Here is a 22,501-nt window from a genome sequence, read left to right on the forward strand (position 1 = left end):
ATACATTGCATACAAAATATCATTTTGTATGGATGTGGGGCCATGCGTCCGGTTCAGACGATGGCGTTGTGCCGGGCCTCGGGGGCTTCAGACAGGATTTCATTCAGCTTGGCCAGGGCCCCGGCCAGCGCGCCCTGGTCGACCGCGCCGCCCAGTGACAGGCGGATCGCGTTGCCCGGAGGCGGTTCTTCCACGCTGAAGGCGTCGGAACTGGCGATGCCCAGCCCCTGTTCCTGCGCGGCCTGGATCAGCCGGTACTGGTCCAGCCGTGGCGGCAGCGGCAGCCACACATGCAGGCCGGCCGGATGGGCCTGGGCACGGGACGGCAAGTACTGCGCAGCAATCGCCTGGCGCTCGCGCAGCTCCTGCTGGAAGCGCTGCACCATGTCCTGGGCCTTGCCGCTGCGGATCCACTGCGAGGCCACCGCCACCATCGACTGGGTCGGCATCAGCGCGATCGCACGCAGGGCGTCCAGCACCGGTTCCATCGGTTCGCCGGCCGGCACCACCAGGTAGGCGGTGCGCAGGCCCGGTGCCAGGCACTTGGACAGGGTGGAGATGTAATACACCGGGCAGCCGGCGTCGCGGTGGGCGGCCAGCGGCGGTGCGGCGTCCCCGGCCAGCAACCAGTAGGGATCGTCTTCGATCACGGTCAGATCGTGGCGCTTGGCGACCGCCAACAGGGCCTGCCGGCGTTGTGCCGACATCGTTGCCGTGGTCGGGTTCTGGATGGTCGGTACCAGGTACAGCAGGCGCGGGCGGCGCAGCTGGCAGGCTTCTTCCAGCGCATCGGGCAGCATGCCTTCGGCGTCCATCGCCACCGGCACCACACCCCGCTGCAGCACGCGCGCGGCGGCCAGCAGGCCCGGGTAGGTCAGCTGCTCGGCGGCAATCAGCTCGCCCGGCTGGGTGCAGGCCAGGATCAGTGCACACAGCGCGGTCTGCGCACCGGGACAGATCACCACCTGGTCGGCGCCCACCGTGCCCAGCATCGGCGCCAGCCACTGCACCGCGGCGGCGCGGTCCTCGCGGGTACCGGCGCCGACGTGGTAGCTCATCAGTTCGCCCTGGCCCAGCTGCTGGCCCACGTGCTGGAAACCGGCCTCCATACCCTGCGCGAACGGCGCACTGCCCAGCAGCGGCGGGATGTTCATGCTCAGGTCCACCGAGGTGCTGCGGTTGCCGGCCGACAGCGCGATGAAGGTGCCGCCGGCGCCCTGCGCGTCGAGCAGGCCGGCCTGGCGCAGCTCGGCGAACGCCCGGGTAACCGTGGTCAGGTCCACGCCCACCTGCTGGGCCAGGTCGCGCTGCGGCGGCAGGCGGTCGCCCGGGCGCAGCACGCCGTCATCCACCGCCTCGCGCACCTGCTGGGCAATCTGCAGGTACAGCGGGCCTGCGCCCTCGCGGAAGGGGCGAACCCAGGTGCGATTGGGGTGTTTCAGGCGGCGGCCGGCGGCAGGTGGCGTCATCGGTCAGGCTTTTCCATACGTGCAGATGCACAATTCCATACAATGATGTATTTTGTATGGGCTTGATTGGAGTGGTTCGCCCTCTTGTAGGCGACCTCGTACCCACAGTGTAGCCGCTCCACGCCCGGGCGCTGCGCGCAGGCGAGCCGGTCAAGCGCGCTTCTTCAACAGGGTTGACCTCCAATGAATATCTGCTGGAACCGCATCCGCCTGGCGCTGGTCGCCCTGGCCTGCGTCGGCCTGTCGGGCTGTGACTGGGTGCTGCTGGATTCGAAGGGCATGGTCGGGCTCGCCCAGCGCGACCTGATCCTGATCTGCATCGGCCTGATGCTGATCGTGGTGATACCGGCCATTGTGCTGACCTTCGTATTCGCCTGGCGCTTCCGCGCCGGCAACACCCAAGCGAAATACACGCCGGACTGGTCGCACTCCACCAAGGTGGAGATCGTGGTCTGGGGCGTGCCGCTGCTGATCATTGCCGGCCTGGCGGTGATCGTGTGGAAGTCGACCCACGAACTGGACCCGTACAAGCCGCTGGACGTGGCCGGTGAACCGCTGCACGTGGACGTGATCGCCACCGACTGGAAATGGGTGTTCGTATACCCGGACCTGGGCATCGCCACGGTCAACCAGCTCAACTTCCCGGCCAACCGCCCGCTGGCGTTCAACATCACCTCCAACTCGACGATGAATACCTTCTTCATCCCGCAGCTGGGTGGGCAGATCTACGCGATGGCGGGCATGCGCACGCAGCTGCACCTGATCGCCAACGAGCCTGGCCAGTTCCGTGGCATGTCCGGCAACTACAGCGGGCATGGCTTCTCGAACATGAAGTTCATTGCCACCGCCAGCAGCAACGAGGACTTCGAGCGCTGGGTGGCCGAGGTACGCAGCGCGCCACAGGCGCTGGATTTCAACCAGTTCAAGGCGCTGGCCGCGCCGTCGAAGAACGCACCGGTGCAGCACTTCTCCAGTGTTGAACCGTTGCTGTTCAAGAAGGTCATCGACCAGTTCATCGGCGTCGGTGAGAACACCGCTGCGGCTACCCCGGCGGGCGCTGCCGGCGGTGCCCAGGTTTCCCAGGAGTAACGAACATGTTGGGTAAATTGACGTGGGAGGCCGTGCCGCTGCACGAGCCGATCGTCGTGGTCACCTTGGTGGCCATGGTGCTGGGTGGCCTCGCGCTGCTTGGCGCAGTGACGTACTTCAAGCTGTGGGGCCCGCTGTGGCGTGACTGGTTCACCACCGTGGACCACAAGAAGATCGGCATCATGTACGTGGTGGTGGCGCTGGTCATGCTGGTGCGTGGCTTCGCCGACGCGCTGATGATGCGCGCGCAGCTGGCCGCGGCCGGGCCGGGCAGTGACGGCTTCCTGCCACCGGAGCACTACGACCAGATCTTCACCGCACACGGCGTGATCATGATCTTCTTCGTGGCCACCCCGTTCGTGGTCGGCCTGATGAACATCATCGTGCCGCTGCAGATCGGCGCACGCGACATGGCGTTCCCGTTCCTCAACGCCTTCAGCTTCTGGATCTTCGTGGTCGGCGCCGCGCTGATGATGATCTCGCTGGGCGTTGGCGAATTCGCCATGACCGGCTGGGTGGCTTATCCGCCGCTGTCGGGCATCGAGTTCAGTCCAGGCGTGGGCGTGGACTACTACATCTGGGCATTGCAGGCCTCGGGCATCGGCACCTTGCTGACCGGCGTCAACCTGTTCATCACCATCCTGCGCATGCGTGCGCCGGGCATGACTCTGATGAAGATGCCGGTGTTCACCTGGACCGTGCTGGTCACCAGCGTGATCATCATCGCCGCCTTCCCGATCCTGACCGTGGCGCTGGGCGCGCTCACCCTGGACCGCTACCTGGACTTCAACTTCTACACCAACACGCTGGGTGGCAACCCGATGATGTACGTGAACCTGGTGTGGGCCTGGGGCCATCCGGAGGTGTACATCCTGGTGCTGCCGGCGTTCGGCATCTTCTCTGAAGTCACCGCCACGTTCGCGCGCAAGAAGCTGTTCGGCTACAAGTCGATGGTCGGTGCAACGCTGGCGATCGGCATCCTGTCGTTCATCGTCTGGTTGCACCACTTCTTCACCATGGGTTCCGGTGCCAGCGTCAACGCCTTCTTCGGCATCATGACGATGATCATCGCCATTCCCACCGGCGTGAAGATCTTTACCTGGCTGTTCACCATGTACGGTGGCCGCGTTGAGTTCAGTGTGCCGATGCTGTGGACCATTGCCTTCCTGGTCACCTTCACCATCGGTGGCATGACCGGCGTGCTGCTGGCCATTCCGGGAGCGGACTTCCTGCTGCACAACAGCCTGTTTCTGGTTGCGCACTTCCACAACACCATCATCGGTGGCGCGCTGTTCGGCTACCTGGCCGGCTTCGCGTACTGGTTCCCGAAGGTGTTCGGCTTCACCCTCAACGAGCGCCTGGGCAAGTGGTCGTTCGCGTGCTGGGTGATCGGCTTCTACCTGGCCTTCATGCCGCTGTATATGCTGGGCTTCATGGGCATGACCCGCCGCATGAACCAGTACGACAACCCGGCGTGGACGCCGTACCTGATCGCCGCCTTCATCGGCGCGCTGTTCGTGTTCGCGGGCATCATCCTGATGCTGGTGCAGATCTACGTGAGCGTGCGCGACCGCAAGCGCAACCTGGACCTGACCGGCGACCCGTGGAACGCACGCACGCTGGAATGGGCCACGCCGTCGCCGCCGCCGTTCTACAACTTCGCCGTGGTGCCCAAGGCCGACGAGCTGGACGCCTTCCATGAAGCGAAGAAGCGCGGCCTGCCGCCGCCGCCGAAGAAGTACGCGCCGATCCACATGCCGAAGAACACCGGCGTACCGGTGATCCTCAACATCTGGATCCTGGTGCTGTGCTTCGCCCTGGTCTGGCACATCTGGTGGATGGCCGCGGCCAGCTTCATCGCGATGATCGTCACCCTGATCGTGCGGTCCTACGACGAGGACGTGGACTACTACGTCAGTTCCGAAGAGGTGGCGCGCACCGAAGCAGCCAACCTTGCCAAGCTGAAGGAGGTACGCGCATGAACCTGTTGACCCGCCCCGAGCTGGCCACCGACACGCAGGCACACGAGGACCATCACGAACACGACCACAGCCACGAGCAGGGCGGCATGAAGGTGTTCGGCATGTGGGTCTACCTCATGTCCGACCTGGTGCTGTTCGGTTCGCTGTTCGCCTCGTATGCGGTGCTCAGCACCGCCTATGCCGGCGGCCCCACCGGCAATGAGCTGTTCTCGTTGCCGTTCGTGATGGCCGAGACCTTCCTGCTGCTTGTGTCCAGCATCACCTACGGCCAGGCCGTGCTGGCGATGCATCGCCACGATGCGTCGGCGGTGCTGCGCTGGCTGGGCGTGACCTTCGTGCTCGGTGCCTCGTTCATCGGCATGGAAATCTACGAGTTCTCGCACCTGATCCACGAAGGCGCAGGCCCGAGCACCAGTGCCTACCTGTCGGCGTTCTTTGCGCTGGTCGCCACCCACGGCCTGCACGTCGCCAGCGGCCTGATCTGGATGGCGGTGGTCATGCACCAGGTCTACCGCCGTGGCCTGACCCCGACCAACATCACCCGCGTTTCGTGCCTGAGCCTGTTCTGGCACTTCCTGGACCTGGTGTGGATCTGCGTCTTCACCTTCGTCTACCTGATCGGAGCCTTCTGACATGGCCCACGTCGAAACCTCGCGCGCCGGCAATGCGCACGGCTCCACCAAGTCCTACCTGATCGGTTTCGTGCTGTGCGCGCTGCTGACCGTGGTGCCGTTCGCGCTGGTGATGAACCCGGTGCTGTCGCGGCCGCTCACGCTGTTCCTGCTGGTCGGCTTCGCGGTGGCACAGATCCTGGTGCAGCTGGTCTATTTCCTGCACATGGACCGCAAGTCCGAAGGCGGGTGGAACCTGGCCAGCTTCGTGTTCACCCTGGTGATCCTGTTCATCGTCGTCGCGCTGTCGGTCTGGATCATCTGGAGCATGCACTACCACATGATGATCAACTAAGCCTGCGAACCGTGAACGGCATTGCGTTCCCCCATCGTGGCCTGCGGCTGGCCGCAGGCCTGCTGCTCGGCCTGCTGGCCGGCTGTAGTGCGCAGTCGCGCATGGACTTCTATTCCAAGGACATTGCCTGCGAAGAACTTGGCCAACAGTGGTCGATGCCCGACAGCCACGGCACCGTGCGTGGCCCGAAGGACCTGGAGGGCCAGGTGACCTATCTGTTCTTCGGCTTCACCAGCTGCCCGGACGTGTGCCCGACCACCATGGTCGAGCTGAGCCAGGTCAAGCACCTGATGGGCAGGGATGCCGACCAGCTGCAGGTGGTGTTCGTCAGCGTCGACCCGGCGCGCGATACGCCGGAGGTTGCGCGCACCTATGTGGAAGCCTTCGATCCCAAGGCAATCGCGCTGGTCGGCAACGAAGCACAGCTGGCGGCGATGGCCAGCGACTTCAAGGCGTTCTACGAAAAGGAGCCCGGCCAGGTACCGGATACCTACACCATGAGCCACATCGCCGGTGGCTACGTGTTCGACCGCCAGGGCCGCCTGCGCCTGTTCGCGCCATACGGCATGCCGGTGGACAAGCTGTTCTCCGACGTGCAGCGCCTGCTGCTCGAACCCGGCCACCCGGCCGCCGGCAACGACGCACTGGCCAGCTGCCACCTCAAGCACAGCGGCACACTCGCCGCCCGCTGACGCCACCTCTACCGCGGTGGGTGCCGACCTTGGTCGACACGTGATGCATGAGTCCGGTGGGTGCCGACCGTTGGTCGGCACACCCTGACACCAATCCCCCGGCCGGCCAGGAGAGCCAATCGGCCAGGGGCACCACTCAACGCCTTACTTGGTCTCTTCCCACTGCACCACGTCCGGCTCGGTCGCGCGGATACCGGCGGTGGACAGCAGCCTGGTGGTCGCATCCAGCGCCGCGTTCACCGACGGGTACTCCACGATGGCCTGGCCTGAAGCCCTGGAGACCTTCACCACGGTACCGCCAGTGGCGGCGGCTGCGCGCTGGGCCGATGCTGCATCGGTGAAGAACACCTTGACCCGCGACGTCGCCACCACCGGCGCGCCGTCACGGGAGACCGCCGCCGCGAACTTGCCGGCACCGGCATCAGCAGGTGCCGCCGCTGCGCCATCCAGCGAACGCCTGGTACGCGAGCTGGTGGTCGCCGCCGCCTGCGGGGTGATCGTGAACTGGCCGCCGCTGGCCTGCTTCACCGTGGCCGAGGGGGACAGTTGGAAACGCGTGCCGCCTACATCGAACGCGCGGCCGGTAGCGGACGCCTTCAGTTCCTGCGCATCCACGGTCGACAGGGTCCTGGCCGGAGGAGTCTGCCCCGAGCTCTGTGCCCAGGCAGGGGAGGTCATCGCCGCGAAGGCGAGCGTGCTCAACAGAATGGTGGTCTTCATCATCAGTGCCCCAGAACGCGGATCTTGAAGAATTCGAGGTTGCCGCGCGATGCAGCGGTCGCGGCCTGCCCCATGTCGGTGACTTCCAGCGTCCAGGTGCCGCTGGCATTCTCATCCAGGAAGGCATTGCTGGACAGCAGGTCCCAGCTGGTGAAATTGCTCTGCGCGCCACCCGTGCCCGAGCCGATCGCGGTGAACGCCGGTTGCACCACGCTGCGGGTGCCGCTGGGCGACACCAGCACGAACTGCAGCTGGCGCGTGTTGCGGTGGTTGACCCGGAATCCCAGCTGCACGCTTTCGATGTTGCGCGCGCCGTTGGCCAACTGGAAGGTCAGGCGTGCGGCGGCGGCCGAGGTATTGCCGATGGCCACGGTACGCGTGGTGGTGCGCCAGCCGCTGTCGACCAGCGCACCGAGCGACTGGAAGTTCTCGGCCACCTGCACTGCACGTGCAGCGTTGACCACGCCGAAGCCATACCAGTTGCTGTAGGCACGGCCGGCGGCATTCACCGTCCAGCCCGGCACCAGCGTGCGCCCGTCGGCCAGCGTCACCGCCGGCTGGTTCGGGTGGTTGCGCGTGGCGGTGGTGGCCAGGATGTACTTCACATCGCGATAGGACAGGTTCGGATTGGCTTCCAGCACCAGTGCCGCCACGCCCGATACCATCGGCGCCGACGCCGAAGTGCCGTTCATCTTGGCGGTGTAGTTGCAGGTGCTGTCGATGGCCGACAGGTTGCTGTCCAGGGTGTTCTGGCGGTTGGTGTTCTTGTTGCTGCCCTGCGCGCACCCGGTCACGTCGGTGGTGACGATGGCCGGGTCGTACGCGCGCGCCACCAGGCCGGGCGCAAACTGTGCCTGCAGGCCGTACTCACCACCAAAGGCCGACACCCACAAGGCCGAGCCGGTGGAGGAGTAAGACGAGCGCACGCCATCGGCGCGCACCGCGCCCACGGTGATCACGTTGAACAGGTTGTTGCGCGGATCACGGCCGGCCGGCACGCAGCCGGTGTTGCGGTTCTTGGTGTCGGTGGTGCAGACATCCTGGGTCTGGCTGATCGAGGCATTGTTGAAGTTGTTGCCGGCCGACTTCACGTAGATGCCGCCGCGGCCACCGCGCGTGCCCGACAGTGCCTGCTCGTACGAACGAATCGTGTTTTCGCTGTACGCCAGCGGCAGGTTTGGATTGCCCGGGCCGGCGCCCCAGCTGTTGTTGAACACCTGCACGTCGACCGATTCCGCGCCGTCCCACCAGGCGTACTCAATGTTGCTCTGCTGGTTGCCCAGGGCCGAGCGCGAAATCGGGTTGAAGCCCTTCAACGTCGCCGCCGGGGCCACACCGCGCACGCCCAGGTTGTTGGCGCCCACCGCGCCGGCGATGCCACCGACCATGGTGCCGTGGTTGTCGACATCCGGGTTGGTCGGGGTGGGGTTGTTCGAGCCATTGGTGAAGTTCTTGCCGGCCACCGCGGCCACGTTGGCCGCCAGGTCCGGATGCGCGATCTGCAGGCCGTCATCGACGATGGCGATGGTGACGCCCTGGCCGCGGATGCCGTTGCGGAACAGGCCATCCACGTTCAGATCGTTGCCGGCCACCGGCAGCGTGTCAGCCGGGACCGTCTGCCCGGTGTTGAGCAGGTGCCACTGTATTGCCGCCAGTGGATCGGCCTGTTGGGCCTGGGCAGTGACGGCCAGGCTGCCCAGTACCAAGGCAGTGGCGAGGGCCAGGCGCGCGGAGCGCGGTGGCGCGGTGCGTTGCGTGTGTCGCTTCATACACGAATCCTTCTGTTGTGAATCGGCATGGCAGGACGGCGGGGCGGAACTGCCCCATCGCAACGAGCCAAACGCGACACAACGAACAACCCCCTACCTCTTCACACCCGCAATGTGCGAATGTGCCAATTGCGTCACAAACACTTAGTACGTCAAGTTATGACGGGGCACTCGAATGCCTTCACGCCATCATCGCGTGCTTGCTTCGAGGTACGGGGAACGTGGGTAATCGCATGCAGGTGAAGTCACACATGAAGAAGGCACGCCAGCGTGCCCGTGCGCGCGTGGACCAGACCCCGCTCTCGGTTGCCGTCATCCGCAAGGTGGTGCTGTCCGTGCATACGCGCAGCCACGACTATGGCGACGATGCCGATATCAGCGAGTTGCTGCCCGAGCTGGCAGCCTTCGGCATCACCACGGTGAAACCGCTGCGCCTGTTGATGAAGAAGCATCGTCGCGCGCTGCTGCAGGAGGAACGGATCGTCATGCGACGCGCAGAGACGCTGCATCTGCGCACCGAGTGGCGGCCTGGTGGCATAGACGTGCACGCCAACACCAGCCGCTACGCCATCGGCGGCCTGGTCCGCACCAGCATGGAACACGAATTCGGCTTCGAGACGATGCTGCCCTTCCACGAGGTGCGCGAGGACGAATCCACTTAGCGCGGTGCCTGCGCGGAGGGTGTGGCAGCCCCGCCGGGGCATCATCGCGCGTCCTCACATCGCGCTGTGCTACTACAGCCCGTGCACCCTTCCGCACGGAGCACGATGATGGTCAATCCGCTCGCCCAGGCCCATCGCGGCCTCGGCACCACGCTGTTCAGCCTGTTGAACCCGATACCTTTCGGCTTCTTCGTCGGCGCACTGATCTTCGACGCGATCTATCTCAACAGCGCCGAGGTGATGTGGGGCAAGGCCGCTGCCTGGCTGATCACCTTCGGCCTGCTGATCGCCATCGTGCCGCGCCTGATCAACCTCTTCGCGGTCTGGCGCCGCAACGGTACCGCCACCCGCATCGACCGCATCGACTTCTTCCTCAACCTGGTCGCGGTGGTGCTGGCCATCTGGAACGCCTTCGTGCACAGCCGCGACGCGTACGCCGTTGCGGTGCCGGGCACGATCCTGTCGGCGTTGACCGTGGCCCTGATCGCCCTGGGACTGATACTGCTGTCACTGCAGCCGCCGGTGCTGCAGGGAGGTCGTCATGGCTAAGCACATCCTGCCCACCGTGGGCGCCCTGGCGCTGGCCGTGATGCTGTCGGCCTGCGCCGGCAAGGCTGAATACCATCCCGCCGATCAGTCGGGCCCGCAGCCGCCGCTGCCCAAGCCGGCCAACTTCCTGATGCCGCCGATGCAGGTGCCCAAGGGCGTCGGCTGGACTGATGGGCAGACCCCCACGGTGGCCGAGGGCCTGAAGATCGAGCGCATCGCCGCCAACCTGCAGCATCCGCGGCGCCTGCTGACCCTGCCCAATGGCGATGTACTGGTGGTGGAAGGCAACGGCCCCGGTGAAGAACCGGTCACCACGCCCAAGCAGTGGATTGCCGGCAAGGTCAAAGCGCGCTCGGGCAAGGCCGGCAGGGGCGGGAACCGGGTCACCCTGCTGCGCCGCACGCCGGGAACGAACACGTGGACCCAGCATGTCTACATCGAGGGCCTGCATTCGCCGTTCGGCATCCAGCTGATCGGCGACACGCTGTACGTGGCCAACACCGGCAACATCATGCAGTACCACTACGTGCCCGGCGAAACCCGCATGTCGGACAAGGGCCGCGAGTTCACCGACCTGCCCAGCACCATCAACCACCACTGGACCAAGGAACTGCTGGCCAGCCGTGATGGCCGCAAGCTGTATGTGGGCGTGGGCTCCAACAGCAACATCACCGAGAACGGCCTGGCCGTCGAATACCGCCGTGCGGTGGTGCTGGAAGTGGACGTGGCCACCCGCGGCAGCCGCATCTACGCCTCGGGCATCCGCAACCCGACCGGGCTGGACTGGGAGCCGAGTACCGGGAAGCTGTGGGCGGTAGCAAACGAACGCGACGAGATCGGTGCCGACCTGGTGCCTGACTACCTCACCTCGGTGAAGGAAGATGGCTTCTACGGCTGGCCTTACAGCTACTACGGGCAGCACGTGGACGAACGCGTGCAGCCGCAGCGGCCGGACCTGGTGGCCAAGGCAATCGTGCCGGACTACGCCATCGGCTCGCACGTGGCACCCCTGGGCCTGTTGTTCTACACCGGACAGGCACTGCCGGCGCAGTACCACGGCGGCGCCTTCATCGGCGAGCACGGCAGCTGGGACCGCTCGCCGCTGAGCGGCTACGAAGTGGTGTATGTACCGTTCAAGGACGGCAAGCCGACCGGGCGCCCGCAGACCGTGGTGAGCGGCTTCGCCTCAAAGGACGAGAAGACCCTGATGGGCGCACCGGTGGGCATGGCCATGGACGCCGAGGGCGCGCTGCTGGTGGCCGACGACGTGGGCGACGTGGTGTGGCGGGTGTCGGCCAGGTAGTTCTGTAGAGCCGAGCCATGCTCGGCTTACGCGCGCAGCGCGGGGTTTCGCGTACAGGTCGAAGAGCAGCCGAGCATGGGCTCGGCTCTACAGTTCCGCAGTACTGCTGCGGAACCCGCTGAACACCGATTCCGCAGCAAACCCCACGCCGCCCAGCAGCACGCCGAAATACACCACTGTGGCCACCACGAAGCCATAACCGGCCGCCACCGCCGCGCCATCGCGCTGGATGAAACCGATGGCGAAGGACATCAGCGCCAGCGCCGGCAGCGTGTTGCTGAAGGGTATCGGCCCGGCCGGCGCCATCAACAGCAGGGTCGCGAACACCAGCATCAGGTTGTTCAGGCGCATCATCTTCTTCGAGCGCACCATCACCGCCAGCCGCATCGGCCGCGACAGCCGCTCCATGCGGTGCACCCATTTCAGCGCACGGCCGAGGTTGGCCTTCAGCTTGTCGGTGGCGATCTCGCGGCGGGCCAGCTTCTGTGGCACCCGCAGCGGGCGGTTGCGCACCCGGCTCAGGCCGATCAGCAGGATCGAGGCGCCAAACACCGTACTCAGCCCGGGAATCGACACCGGAATGATGAAGATGGCCGAGAGCAGGATCACGATCAGCAGCAGGCCCTCATCGCCCAGCGCGCTGAGCAGGGTGCCGACGCTCACCTGGTCGCCGGGCAGCTCGTCGATCATCTGCTCGATCTGCTGGGCCAGGGGCGCGCTGTCATTGGTTTCAGGGGCACGGTAGGTCATGCGTCGCAAGGTTCTCCAGGGAAGGGCGGTCAAGGGGCCGTCCTGCGGTGGGGGACGCACAGGCTCCCGCAGTATCCCGGCCAACGTGGGCAAAGAGGTGAACCGGGCATGAGGGGGTAAACTGGCGTGCCCCGCACGAGTTGAACGCAATGGACATGGGCCGCCGGCAATCGACCATCGAACTGGTCGCCATCGACATGGATGGCACGTTGCTGGACCCGTCGCACCAGCTCACCTCCCACGCCAGGAAGGCCATCGCGCAGGCGCGGGCGCTGGGCGTGCACATCGTGCTGACCAGTGGCCGCCCGGTTCCGGGCCTGGCGCCGTACCTGCACGAGCTGGGCATCACCGGCAACGACGACTACTGCATCGCCTGCAATGGCGGCCTGGTGCAGCGCATCGGCACGCGCGAAACCGTGGTCGAATATCCGCTCAGCTTCGACGACTTCCTGTTCTGCGAGCAGGTGGCCCGCGACCTGGGCGTGCACTTCCAGGCACTGGACAGCCAGCGCATGTACACGCCCAACCAGGACATCAGCTACTACACCGTAGCCGACTCGCATCTTTCGCGGATGCCGCTGTCGTATCGTCGCGTGGAGGACATGGACCCATCGATGTCCTTCATCAAGCTGATGATGATCGACGCGCCGGACGTGCTGGATGCCGCCATCGCGCGCCTGCCCAGCGAACTGACCGAGCGCTTCGCGGTACTGAAGAGTGCACCGTTCTTCCTGGAAGTGTTCGACCACCGCGCCGGCAAGGGACCGAGCCTGCAGAAGCTGGCCGAGCACCTGGGCATCGACCGCGCCAATGTGATGGCCATCGGCGACCAGGAGAACGACCTGACGATGCTGCAGTACGCCGGTACCAGCGTGGCAATGGGCAATGCCATCGACGCGGTGAAGGCGGTGGCGCGGTTTGAGACCAGCAGCAATGCTGATGACGGCGTGGCGCGCGCCATTGAGACCTACGTATTGCGTTGAGGCGCCAAGCGGCGCTCAGCGCCTCAGGCCCAGCACGCAGTGCGGAGCATCGCGCTGGCTGCGGACGATGATCTCCTGCGCTCCTACGGTGAGCGAATGGTGCTGCTCGTGGTTCCGCGCGATCAATGGCGCACCATGGCTGGGTGGATAGATGAATGGCTGCAGGGTGTAACGCTTAGCCAACCGCTCCAGTGGGAAGCATGGCGTATCCACGAACGTGACGAACAGGAGGCGGATGTCATCGTCCTTGCCGCGTATCACGCGATACTCCACATTGTCGATGGCATAGCCATCGGCGGTCAGCATCGGCTGTGACCGGTAGATGCGCGGTCCTGCATCCTTCTCAAAGGAAAACGGCGCGATGATGCCCAGCTCATGCAACTGGGCCGGGCTGATCGGCGACGGCGTGGTGACCAGCGCGTCGATCAGGGCATCCAGACGCTGTGGGGAACGCACTTCAACTCTGTCGTGCGATTGCGCAGTTTCCATGCACGAAAGCAGCGTCACGCCAACGATGGCTATTACTTTCCAGGTGGTCCAGCGGATCATCAAGGCTCCTGCCAATCCGGAATCGGGTATCTGAAGATACCGGACAGGACGATACCTGCGTATAGCCGCGCTGTACCACGGCGCAATGGCGGATGCGGCAGCGCGATGCAAGAATTCCGCACGTCGAAATCACGCCATCGAATCCTGCGGCAGATGATCGTCTTCATCTGCTGACCGGCGCGCACCGCGCTGTTACCCCCTCAACGCAATCGCACTGCCAGCCAGGGCGCCGACACCGGCGCTGCAACGCGCTGGGCGTGCGCCTGCGCCGCTCTCTCCCTGCACCCTGGATCTGCTGCCATGAACACCCCACCCACGACACGCCTTGCCTTGGCGATCATCGCGGCCATCACCGCCCCTGCGTACGCCGCAGAAACGCACGATGCCGCGCACGACACGCCCACCACGCTCAATGCCCTGCAGGTTATCGCCACACCGCGCGGTGCGGCCGTGGCACCGACCCAGGTGGTCGGCCCCAACCGCTACATCATCAAGGCCGAAGACCTGGACGCGATGGTCACCGGCAACAACGGCCTGGCGATGCTGAGGCAGGTACCGGGCGCCAGCTACACTGCCACCGATGGGCTGGGCCTGGATATCTCGGCCACCAGCCTGTTCGTGCGCGGCTTCCGCATGAATGAAATGGGCATCACCTTCGAAGGCGTGCCGCTGAACGACAACGGCTTCCTCTCGCTCACCGGCACCAGCGTGGTGAACGTGGGCGTGCCCGACGGCATCGGCGCTATCACGGTCAGCCCTGGCGGCGCACCGGTCAGCGTGTTCTCCAGCAGCGTCAACGGCGGCAGCCTGGAATACCGCCTGCGCGACCTGCAGGACACGCCCAGCCTGCGCTTGAAGCAGGGCGTGGGCAGCAACAGCACGTTGGTCACCACCGTATCCGGGCAGAGCGGCCAGCTCGGCGAGCAGGGCCCGAAAGTACTGGTCGACCTGCAGCGCGTGTCTGCCGACAAGTACCAGGGCGAGGGCACGCAGAACTTCCTGCGCGGCGACCTCAAGTTGCAGCAGGACGTCGCCTGGGGCGATGTCACCGTGTTCCTGTCCGACAGCAAGGCCAAGGTCTGGGGCTACAACAACATCTCCTTCGACATGATCCGCAAACTGGGCTGGAAGGCCGACATCTTCTATCCCGATTATGCGTGGGCGTGGTACGTGGCCTCGCCGGAGAATGCAGACAAGTCCTGCGGCGCCTACACCTGCGGCGAGCTTTCCGAACTGATTCCGTACGACACCGGCCAGATCACCCGCGACCGCGTGTCATCGATCAACCATCGCTTCCAGATCACCCCGGCGCTGAGTGGCAACGTGCAGCTGTACAACGCCAACAGCCACACCCAGGCCACGCTGACCGACCCGACCGTGCCATCGCCCAACGGTGCGCCGTTCTCCGAACAGGTGCAGACACCGCGCCTCAACCGGCTGGGTGGCATGGTCAACCTGCAGTTCGAGACCGGCGCGCACACCTTCACCGCCGGCTTCTGGCAGGAGAAGAGCAAGGCCGCCGCCAAGACCGAGTGGTACCCGCAGCCACTGCTGGGCGAGGGCCCGCCGCTGAAGGCCACCGGCCCGTTCGATGTGTATGGTCCCGCGTTCAAGACCGACAACGCATCGAGCTGGGTGACCCGCTCGCGCCAGTTCTACCTGCAGGACGACATCGTGTTGAACGACACGCTGAAGCTGGGCGTTGGTTTCAAGGCCGTGGACTTCCGCACCCGCGGCGGCGGCCTCGGCGATGCCAAGGACCGGCCGGTGAACGGCACGCTGCGCGCGAAGAGCAACTTCCTGCCGCATGTCTCGCTGTTCTGGAGCCCGACCGAATCCACCGATGCCTTCATCGACCTGGCCAATACCATGAACGGCTATCGCGTCGCTCAGCGCGGCAACATCGGTTACACCGCCTCGGCGTGGACCATCACCGACCAGGAAGAGTTCGACCGCGTAGCGGGTACCCTGCGTCCGGAAAAGAACTGGAACCTCACCGTGGGTGCATCGCATCGCTTCGACCGGCTGACGATCACCGGCGACGTGTTCTACAACGACATCCGCAACCGCCTGCTGTCGGCTGCCATCGGCACCCAGTTCGCACAGATCAACACCGTGCGGTTGATGCCGAAGATGCACGTGATCGGTGCCGACCTCGGCATCACCGCCGACCTGACCGACCACCTGCAGTTCTACCAGGGCGTGGCCGTGGCCCGTTCGTACTATGACAGCGATTTCGTGGTGGATGACACGGTGTACCCGATCAAGGGCAACGCCCAGCCGGGCTACCCGCAGATCTCGCTGGTCAGCGACCTGTCCGCCCACTTCGGTGACTGGCGCTTTGGTGCAACCAGCACCTCGTACCTGCGCCAGCCCTTCACCTACGAGAACGACATCCGCGTGCCCACGTTCTGGCAGGTCAACACCTACGCCGCTTACCGCTTCGGTGCGGACAGCGCCGTGCCCGGCCTGGAGCTGCGGCTGGACGTGAGCAACCTGTTCAACCGCCACAACATCGGCACCGCCACCATCGCCGGCTCGTCGTTCTCGGGGGATTACCAGACCCTGCAGCGCAGCGCGCCACGGCAGCTGATGTTCAGTACCTCGATGGCGTTCTGAGGCGACGAGGGCGGGGTCAGAGCCCTTTGCTGCGCAAAGGGATCCGACCCCGCAGCCATCCCGTGATCGGGGGTCAGATCCCTTTGCACGGCAAAGGGCTCTGACCCCGAAGCCCGCCCTGAAGCCCGCCTTGCGCAATCAACAGGGATATTCTGGCGGCGACGCAAGGTTCCCACAATGTTGCTGGGTCATCCTGTGCGCATGGCACAGCAGACCCCGCCAACCCGGTTGTTCGGCATCCGAGGCCCAGGACGGCCCCGGCAGGCGCCGTCCGTGGCACCTGTGATCGACCTGCAGGCCGAGTACCACTTCTGGCACGTCTACGAACGCGTGGTCCGCCCGCTACCCGGCGGTGGGCTGCCGCAGGCCTGGCTGGTGTGCCAGAAGGTATATCGCGACCGCTGGCAGCACCCGGAGGACAGCGACGCGGCGGGGCTGTCGCGGGTGCTGTTCGGCGACAACATGACGGCTGGCCGGGCGTCGGAGCTGGCGGAGCTGCACGCGCTGGTCAGCCGTCGGGTGGCGCTGCTGGCGAAGCGGGGACGGTTGCATTCGGCAGCCTGATGCCTGCCCTTGGTGGGGTCGACTGTTAGTCGACCGCTCTTCGCATCTACCTCTCAGAAGGCCGCGCTTCGCGCGAGAGTCGACCAACGGTCGACTCTACCAATAGCCAACCCGACCGTCATTTCTAAGGCTTTCCCCGATCCAACTGCCGATAGCCAATCGCCTCAGCCAGATGCGCCGTGTGGATCGTTTCACAACCCGCCAGATCCGCAATCGTGCGCGCCACGCGCAGAATCCGGTGCATCGCACGTGCGGAAAGCTGCAGACGCTCGATGGCCTGCTCCAGCATGTCCTGATCTGCCTCGCTGAGTCGGGTACAGGCTCGCAGCGCCGCTGGCGGCAGATGCGCATTGAGCCCGCCACGCGCCTGCTGCCGGGCATGGGCGGCTTCCACCCGTGCACGTACCGCAGCACTGGGCTCACCCAGTGGCGTGCTCTCCCGCAGCTCCACGGCATCCATGCGCGTCACACTGATATGCAGGTCGATGCGGTCCAGCAGCGGGCCAGAAACCCGCGCACGGTAGCGGTTGATGCGCTCATCACTGCACAGGCAGCGGTTACTGCGGTCGCCGGCCCAGCCACAGGGGCAGGGATTCATCGCCGCCACCAGCTGGAATCGCGCCGGATACTGCACGCTGCGTGCCGCGCGGGCGATGCGGATGTGGCCGGATTCCAGCGGCTCTCGCAGGGTTTCCAACGCACTGCGGTTCCACTCTGGTATTAGATCATCCTGTGTCATGTCACCCGGCTACACTATATCCGTGGGACTCCACTGGGGAGATCATCCTATGCTTTTGCTGACAGTGAAGGTGCGTGATCCCAGCGTGTTCAGTCGGTTTCTTCCTGGCGGTACCCAACTGGGGGCCAACATAGCAAGCAGGCTTCCTGAAGGCTTTCCATTGCTCATCGATGGTGAGGGAAAGCTAAATTGGGCCTGCTTTTGCTATCTCTTGGAGAAGTACCGGATTGATAGTGCTCGGGATCGTCGGAGGACGCTCCAGACCTATGCCGAAGGATTGAAGGACTGGTTACAGCACCTTGAGACTCAGGATGTGGACTGGACTAGGCCACCTCCAGTGGCGCTGAGTGATTTCAGGAGGTCCATGGCACAGGGAATCGGGCGACGGCATCCTGCCTCAAACGCTACAGTCAATCTAAGAACTGCAATTGTCAGAGACTTCTATGCCTTCCTGGCGGATTGGACCAGATGGCGCCTCCATCATCCTTCGGAAGAGATCGACCGATATCCGATTGATAGGTTTCTGCATGCGGCATCGAAAGTGGCAGCCGCCAAAGCCTACAAGAAGGCTCCGAAGGCGCTCTCCGCCCAAGATGCTCAGCGGATCTCTGCTGGACTGAAGCTTCCCTACTCGCTGATGTTCAAGTGGTGCGTAGCCACGGGACTTAGGCGGACCAACGTTGCAAATTTGACTATCGCGCAACTCCCCGAGGAATTCGAAGAAATTGCCTACATAAGGCTGATAGTAAAGGGAGGGAAGCCGCTAGATGTCCCTGTTACCAGAGCTCTAATGAGTGCGACTTGGGACTACGTTGAAACGGTTAGGCCGAGGCTTCTGTCGAGGACGCGAATAGAAACCGGTCACCTCTTCGTCAATGAAAAGGGGATGCCTGCCACTTCAAGCTCGTACTACAGCGCATTTCGACGTGCCGCAATGCTGGCTGGCGTAAACGCGTCACCTCACTCTGCACGTCATACCTTTGCCGCTCACATGAACGCTGCCCTCGAGCGATGTGCGGCGAATGGTGTCGGAATAAATCCGACTAAAGTTCTGCAGCACATTCTTGGTCACTCCAGTCCTGCGACGACAGAGCTGTACCTGGAGACCGTTAAAGCGATGGACCTCGGAGTGCTGCGAGCGCTGATCGAAGTGCAGGAGAGCCTTGAATGAAGAATGACACCCTAGTCATCAGGTTTGTGAGCGACATCCCGGGGCGTGAGGTGGACTCATACGACTTCAGCTTGTTGGGCCTCAAGCCAACGAATGCATCGCATCTAGCAAAGTCGTTCCAGGCATTGACGGCGACCTACAGGTCCGAAAGCAGGAGGCAAGCTTGGGCTTCGGTAAGAAAGTACTGCAGATACTTGACGACTCAGCATAACCCGGATGCGGCGATGAAGTCTCAATCAGTCATCAAGGACTTCCTCCGCGATATGGCTAATAAAGTTCGCCAGTCAACGGCCATCTCTCACTACAACTTTATCGCAGCAATCTATAGATGGCTGTCGCTGAACGACACCGCAAACACAATTGTATGGATGAATGTTGATTCTGGTCCTTGCGGATTGACGCGAGAGGCGAAGTCTGTGCGCAGTATCAGGCTGTCTGTCAGCGACCTATCTATGATCTTGTCAGCTAGTAAGAAGGGCATTGATCGGGTGCGTCGACGATTAGCGGTTGGCGAGACCGCGATCAGAACTGGTGAATGTGAGGAACTCTCTGACCGTGACGTTGCCACATTGGTGGGCATCCAGAAGGGGTTGCAGCGAGGAGTGCTAGCCAAGCATCGGCTGACAAAGATTGGCTTGATTCAGCACAGTTGCCGGTACAGGGAGGTTCGTCGATACGTCGTCCTGGATGCACGTGATTTCATCCCATATCTCATTTGTCTGATGTGCCAGACACTCGCTAATCCTCAGTCGGCAATGGAGATCTCTGTGGACTGTGTTGAAGGGCACCCGGTTGACCCGTTGAAAAGGCGTGTCATATGGGACAAGTACAGGGCCGGGCGGCAGCAGGTGCTAGACGTGAGTGCAGATGGACGTTACTCAGTTCCTGCTCTGGTAGAAGATATCACCCTAAGGACGCGCGCCTTACGCCCCATTTCTGGCGACTTTGCAACACGCTTGTTCATCAGCCCGTTTGGGTCGGAAGCAAGGACGCCTGTTGCCCAGTGCTGGCACGAAGCGCTAGCCGAATTCATTAAGGAGTATGCTCTTCCGGACTTCAACTTCGTCGACATTCGCGCGTCTGGTGCAGAAGCTCTGAGTACATCCGGTGTTGGGATTGAGTCCATACAGAGGAAGATGCAGCACAGCGATCCTAGGACAACGCAGCGGTATCTGAGTCAGCATCCTCCCTCGTCGCAAGCCCGAAGGAAAGTTGCGACGTTCATTGGCAAGGTTCTGAAAGAGGCCAGGCGTCCAGCTGCGCGGCGTTACGAAACTGTGACGGGATTGCAGTGCTCTGATCCGGCTTCTGGGGTCGCGCAGCAGTCAATTGTTGGGAAGGAGTGTCTCCAGTACCTGCAGTGCGCGACATGTCCCAATAGCGTTGTCGTGATTGACAGCCCGAAGCATGTGTCCAGGATGCTCGCGACACTGAGTTCGCTAGAGCGAATGAAGAAGGAAACAACTAAATCAGTCGATGTCCGAGCACGCTATCTGGCATCTTATGAGGCAACACACCAGGTTCTGCTGGCATTACTGGAAAGGGTTCCCGCAAGGGTTCTTGAAGTAGCGAGGCCGCTTGCTCTGAAGATCCCGCAGCTGAGTATGGAGTGATCTGTGAAGAGGGTCCGATCTGCGCCCGAGAAGGCTGCTTTCGATCTCGCCAAATTTGGTGTTCGGTATGAAGATGGCTGCTGGGAGCTCCGTCAGTACGTTGTTGGTGAGTCCTATCATAGGGTCTGCTTAGACTTCCTTAAGTTTCCCTCCGCTTGGAGGTCTTCCGCGAAGGACTACTTTGCCAGAACTCTTCTAGGGTTGGTTCCACGGGCGTCAACTATCCCACTGACGTTGAGAGAGCGGTTCTACGCCATCAAGTCTTTCGCTGTCTGGTGTAAAGAACAAGGCGCTGCGTCGCCCAAAGATATTGATTCTGAGCTGATTGAGTATTGGGGGCGCAAGGTAGTCGGATTTCAGAAGGGAAGGCGCATCACGCCGCGTGCGGAGGCCTGTCGGTCTACGAACGTGGAGGATTTTCTAAGAGGACACACTGGCTGTTCTGCCGAGGTACGTGCCGCCTGCTCTGCGGTCGCGCAGCGATCGCGCAGGAGAATTAGGATGGCTGGGAATGAGGCCAGAACTGACGCTCTCGGCGAGGATCTGATTCTAAGGGTGCTGAGGGACGCACTGGTCGTGGTACAGGAGGACGCACCGGAGGTACTTAGGCTCGTCAGCAAGTTCGCCGGACCCCGGGCCACCAGGAGTGCCAGACGTGGATGTCGTCATTGGCACTCAGAGTGGGTAGGGGATCGGCCTAGCTTTCGCTCTGAGGCCATGAAGAGGCTTGGAGAACGCGCGTGTTTGAGCGAAGAGCGAATGATTGGGACAGTGATCGGTGCCGCTATCGCGGTGATTGCGCTTCTTTCGGTTATGCGAACTTCGGAGTTGCAGCGACTATGTGTCGGGTGTGTTGAGAAAGAGGGCGACGATGAGTTCGGCAGTTGGGTCATCAAGGGAATTCTTGCCAAAAGTGGGCGTGCCCACACTTGGATAGTCGTCCCAGAGGTCAAAGCTGCTGTGGAGGCAATTGAGCTATTGGGCGCGGAAGGCCGGGCCAATAGCGGCACTAAGGCGCTATTGGCGGCGCGAGTGGTGAGCAGAAAGCCGTATCTAAGTGGCCGGCCGCGCGCACCATCCAAGGTTGCATGGGCTTGGATGCTGCTATGCAGGGTGAGAGAATTCGCTCTGCTGTCTTGCCCTGAGGGAGGAGCGGCGCTGGAGCGCCTGACTTTTCGGAAAACCCGGAGGTTCTTAGCCCGATTCGTTGCAAGGCGAGATCGCTCCAGTCTCGGCGCCCTCGCATTTCAGTACGGCCACTTGGATGCGCAGATCACTGATACGTACTATGTCGGCAGCGACCCAGAGCTGACCAAGCTACTGAACGAAGAATCCAGCTTAGAAGTGATCAGGGCCATGGAGGATCTTGCGCGCTCTGATTCCGTACATACGAATATCCCTGCTGAAGTGATGGAGGTGACTAGGCAGAGGATTGAAGCTGTACTGTCGCGCGCGAGTACCCAGAAGGAGGTGTTTCGAATGCTGGGTGCCGGCGTTGTTCTGGGCCCTTGCGATTGGGGATACTGCTTCTACCGGCAAGAACGATCGAAGTGCGAGGGGAATGAAGACGGACCGAACAAGGCGAATAGAACTCCAACTACCTGTGCGAGCTGCTTGAACTTCGCAGCGACGCCTCGGCATGCCGAGTGGTGGAGGCGGCGCGTTGCTGACTTGGAGGAGTTCGCCAGGTTTCGAGGAACTCCGGCGCAGTCCAGGAGGATCGCCGCTGAGAGATTGGCACAGGCAGTGAAGATTCTCTCTGCTATTGGGGGAAGTGATGAACCGTGAGCGTCTTTTGACCGAGTTCGAGCTGCAGTTGGCGGCTTGGAGGGCGGGTGGCAGAAGGCCATCAGTTAGATCGGTCGCAGAAGGCTGTGGGATCTCGAGGCAGTCCGTCTATCGGTCCCATCAATGCGTGGTTGCAAAGATTGCTGAGCTCTCAGACCCGCAAAAGCGCGATAGGGACGTGGCCTTGAAGATCGATCTTCTTCGAGAGCGACTCAGGCGCGAAGTTGAGAAGGTCGGGATTCTTACCACGTTGTGTGGTGAGCTGGCAGCGGCCCTGCACGATGCCCGTGAGGAGCTGGCCTTTGCGCAGTCAACGGTTGAACGACTCCGAATGAAGAAGGGGCGAGGATGAGGTTCGGCAAGCCTGTAGCCACATTCTGAGGAGCGTTGTGCCGATGCCTGGTCAGTTCTCTGACTGGAATTCAGTAAGCGCAGCGCTCAAGACTTGGTGGGGCATTGTTGCGAGCAGCTCTGCGGGCGATCGCCCATCCAGAAGGGCATGGCCGGAGAGAAACCATTCAATC

General features: G+C 63.2%; 19 protein-coding genes and 1 pseudogene. 14 read left to right on the top strand and 6 right to left on the bottom strand.

The annotated features are described in order from the left end of the window. Window positions 1-53: 53 nt before the first annotated feature. Window positions 54-1,469 carry an aminotransferase-like domain-containing protein gene (locus tag ACM0PB_RS03930; protein ID WP_065179383.1) on the bottom strand — a complete coding sequence of 472 codons (1,416 nt, stop codon included), beginning with the start codon at window positions 1,467-1,469 and terminating at the stop codon, window positions 54-56. Between the two features lie 183 nt (window positions 1,470-1,652). Here ACM0PB_RS03930 and cyoA point away from each other — a divergent pair, with 183 nt between their 5' ends. The 5 genes from cyoA to ACM0PB_RS03955 are packed head-to-tail and all read left to right on the top strand — an operon-like array spanning window position 1,653 to window position 6,198. Continuing rightward, window positions 1,653-2,558 (top strand): ubiquinol oxidase subunit II, encoded by a 906-nt coding sequence (cyoA, locus tag ACM0PB_RS03935; RefSeq protein WP_095378935.1) that lies wholly within the window; start codon window positions 1,653-1,655, stop codon window positions 2,556-2,558. 5 nt (window positions 2,559-2,563) lie between these two features. Continuing rightward, window positions 2,564-4,540, top strand: a complete 1,977-nt coding sequence (cyoB, locus tag ACM0PB_RS03940) for a cytochrome o ubiquinol oxidase subunit I (protein ID WP_065197203.1) — start codon at window positions 2,564-2,566, stop codon at window positions 4,538-4,540. Then, window positions 4,537-5,172 (top strand): cytochrome o ubiquinol oxidase subunit III, encoded by a 636-nt coding sequence (gene cyoC / locus ACM0PB_RS03945; RefSeq protein WP_414604361.1) that lies wholly within the window; start codon window positions 4,537-4,539, stop codon window positions 5,170-5,172. The genes cyoB and cyoC overlap by 4 nt, the downstream gene beginning before the upstream one ends. Window position 5,173: 1 nt before the next feature. Beyond that, window positions 5,174-5,506 (top strand): cytochrome o ubiquinol oxidase subunit IV, encoded by a 333-nt coding sequence (gene cyoD, locus ACM0PB_RS03950; protein ID WP_006399830.1) that lies wholly within the window; start codon window positions 5,174-5,176, stop codon window positions 5,504-5,506. Window positions 5,507-5,517: 11 nt separating this feature from the next. After that, entirely contained in the window at window positions 5,518-6,198 is a 681-nt protein-coding gene (locus ACM0PB_RS03955) for an SCO family protein (RefSeq protein ID WP_065197202.1), read from the top strand. Window positions 6,199-6,342: 144 nt separating this feature from the next. On the opposite strand, the gene ACM0PB_RS03960 is transcribed toward ACM0PB_RS03955, so the two are convergent. After that, window positions 6,343-6,921 carry a DNA breaking-rejoining protein gene (locus ACM0PB_RS03960; RefSeq protein WP_065197201.1) on the bottom strand — a complete coding sequence of 193 codons (579 nt, stop codon included), beginning with the start codon at window positions 6,919-6,921 and terminating at the stop codon, window positions 6,343-6,345. Beyond that, entirely contained in the window at window positions 6,921-8,687 is a 1,767-nt protein-coding gene (locus ACM0PB_RS03965; RefSeq protein WP_065186569.1) for a S8 family serine peptidase, read from the bottom strand. Before ACM0PB_RS03965 ends, ACM0PB_RS03960 begins: the two co-directional genes overlap by 1 nt. Window positions 8,688-8,938: 251 nt before the next feature. On the opposite strand from ACM0PB_RS03965, the gene ACM0PB_RS03970 reads away from it, so the two are divergent. The 3 genes from ACM0PB_RS03970 (at window position 8,939) to ACM0PB_RS03980 (ending at window position 11,201) form a co-directional block, all read left to right on the top strand. Then, complete coding sequence (locus ACM0PB_RS03970) at window positions 8,939-9,349, top strand: hypothetical protein (RefSeq protein WP_231112026.1); 411 nt, start codon at window positions 8,939-8,941, stop codon at window positions 9,347-9,349. 108 nt (window positions 9,350-9,457) lie between these two features. Next, a complete protein-coding gene (locus tag ACM0PB_RS03975; RefSeq protein WP_041863928.1) occupies window positions 9,458-9,898 on the top strand; it encodes a DUF2231 domain-containing protein in 441 nt (146 codons plus the stop codon). After that, on the top strand, window positions 9,891-11,201 hold the full coding sequence (locus ACM0PB_RS03980; RefSeq protein WP_414604362.1) for a PQQ-dependent sugar dehydrogenase: 1,311 nt from the start codon (window positions 9,891-9,893) through the stop codon (window positions 11,199-11,201). The genes ACM0PB_RS03975 and ACM0PB_RS03980 overlap by 8 nt, the downstream gene beginning before the upstream one ends. An 87-nt stretch (window positions 11,202-11,288) precedes the next feature. Here the strand turns inward: ACM0PB_RS03980 and ACM0PB_RS03985 are convergent, their stop codons facing one another. Then, window positions 11,289-11,951: an exopolysaccharide biosynthesis protein gene (locus tag ACM0PB_RS03985; protein ID WP_065179390.1), complete on the bottom strand. Its 663-nt coding sequence runs from the start codon at window positions 11,949-11,951 to the stop codon at window positions 11,289-11,291. Between the two features lie 149 nt (window positions 11,952-12,100). Here ACM0PB_RS03985 and yidA point away from each other — a divergent pair, with 149 nt between their 5' ends. Beyond that, complete coding sequence (gene yidA / locus ACM0PB_RS03990) at window positions 12,101-12,934, top strand: sugar-phosphatase (protein WP_414604363.1); 834 nt, start codon at window positions 12,101-12,103, stop codon at window positions 12,932-12,934. A gap of 15 nt (window positions 12,935-12,949) precedes the next feature. Here yidA and ACM0PB_RS03995 read toward each other — a convergent pair whose 3' ends face one another. Beyond that, window positions 12,950-13,483 carry a hypothetical protein gene (locus ACM0PB_RS03995; protein ID WP_231109126.1) on the bottom strand — a complete coding sequence of 178 codons (534 nt, stop codon included), beginning with the start codon at window positions 13,481-13,483 and terminating at the stop codon, window positions 12,950-12,952. Between the two features lie 300 nt (window positions 13,484-13,783). Between ACM0PB_RS03995 and ACM0PB_RS04000 the strand changes: the two genes are divergently transcribed. Both ACM0PB_RS04000 and ACM0PB_RS04005 read left to right on the top strand, forming a co-directional pair. Continuing rightward, window positions 13,784-16,102, top strand: a complete 2,319-nt coding sequence (locus tag ACM0PB_RS04000) for a TonB-dependent receptor (RefSeq protein WP_414604364.1) — start codon at window positions 13,784-13,786, stop codon at window positions 16,100-16,102. 177 nt (window positions 16,103-16,279) lie between these two features. Further along, window positions 16,280-16,666 carry a hypothetical protein gene (locus tag ACM0PB_RS04005; RefSeq protein ID WP_065179393.1) on the top strand — a complete coding sequence of 129 codons (387 nt, stop codon included), beginning with the start codon at window positions 16,280-16,282 and terminating at the stop codon, window positions 16,664-16,666. Window positions 16,667-16,790: 124 nt separating this feature from the next. On the opposite strand, the pseudogene ACM0PB_RS04010 reads toward ACM0PB_RS04005, so the two are convergent. Then, window positions 16,791-17,393, bottom strand: a pseudogene (locus ACM0PB_RS04010) (ATP-binding protein); the annotation flags it as partial. A gap of 61 nt (window positions 17,394-17,454) precedes the next feature. Between ACM0PB_RS04010 and ACM0PB_RS04015 the strand changes: the two are divergent. From ACM0PB_RS04015 to ACM0PB_RS04025, 3 genes are all read left to right on the top strand, one after another. After that, the gene (locus ACM0PB_RS04015; protein ID WP_495495112.1) at window positions 17,455-18,576 is read left to right on the top strand and encodes a tyrosine-type recombinase/integrase; all 1,122 of its coding nucleotides are present in this window, start codon (window positions 17,455-17,457) and stop codon (window positions 18,574-18,576) included. Then, a complete protein-coding gene (locus ACM0PB_RS04020) occupies window positions 18,573-20,189 on the top strand; it encodes a site-specific integrase (RefSeq protein ID WP_414604366.1) in 1,617 nt (538 codons plus the stop codon). The genes ACM0PB_RS04015 and ACM0PB_RS04020 overlap by 4 nt, the downstream gene beginning before the upstream one ends. Before the next feature lie 501 nt (window positions 20,190-20,690). Next, the gene (locus tag ACM0PB_RS04025) at window positions 20,691-21,977 is read left to right on the top strand and encodes a hypothetical protein (RefSeq protein WP_414604367.1); all 1,287 of its coding nucleotides are present in this window, start codon (window positions 20,691-20,693) and stop codon (window positions 21,975-21,977) included. The last annotated feature ends 524 nt before the right edge of the window (window positions 21,978-22,501 follow it).

The sequence above is a fragment of the Stenotrophomonas sp. AR029 genome (assembly GCF_047520695.2).
Lineage (GTDB): Bacteria > Pseudomonadota > Gammaproteobacteria > Xanthomonadales > Xanthomonadaceae > Stenotrophomonas > Stenotrophomonas sepilia.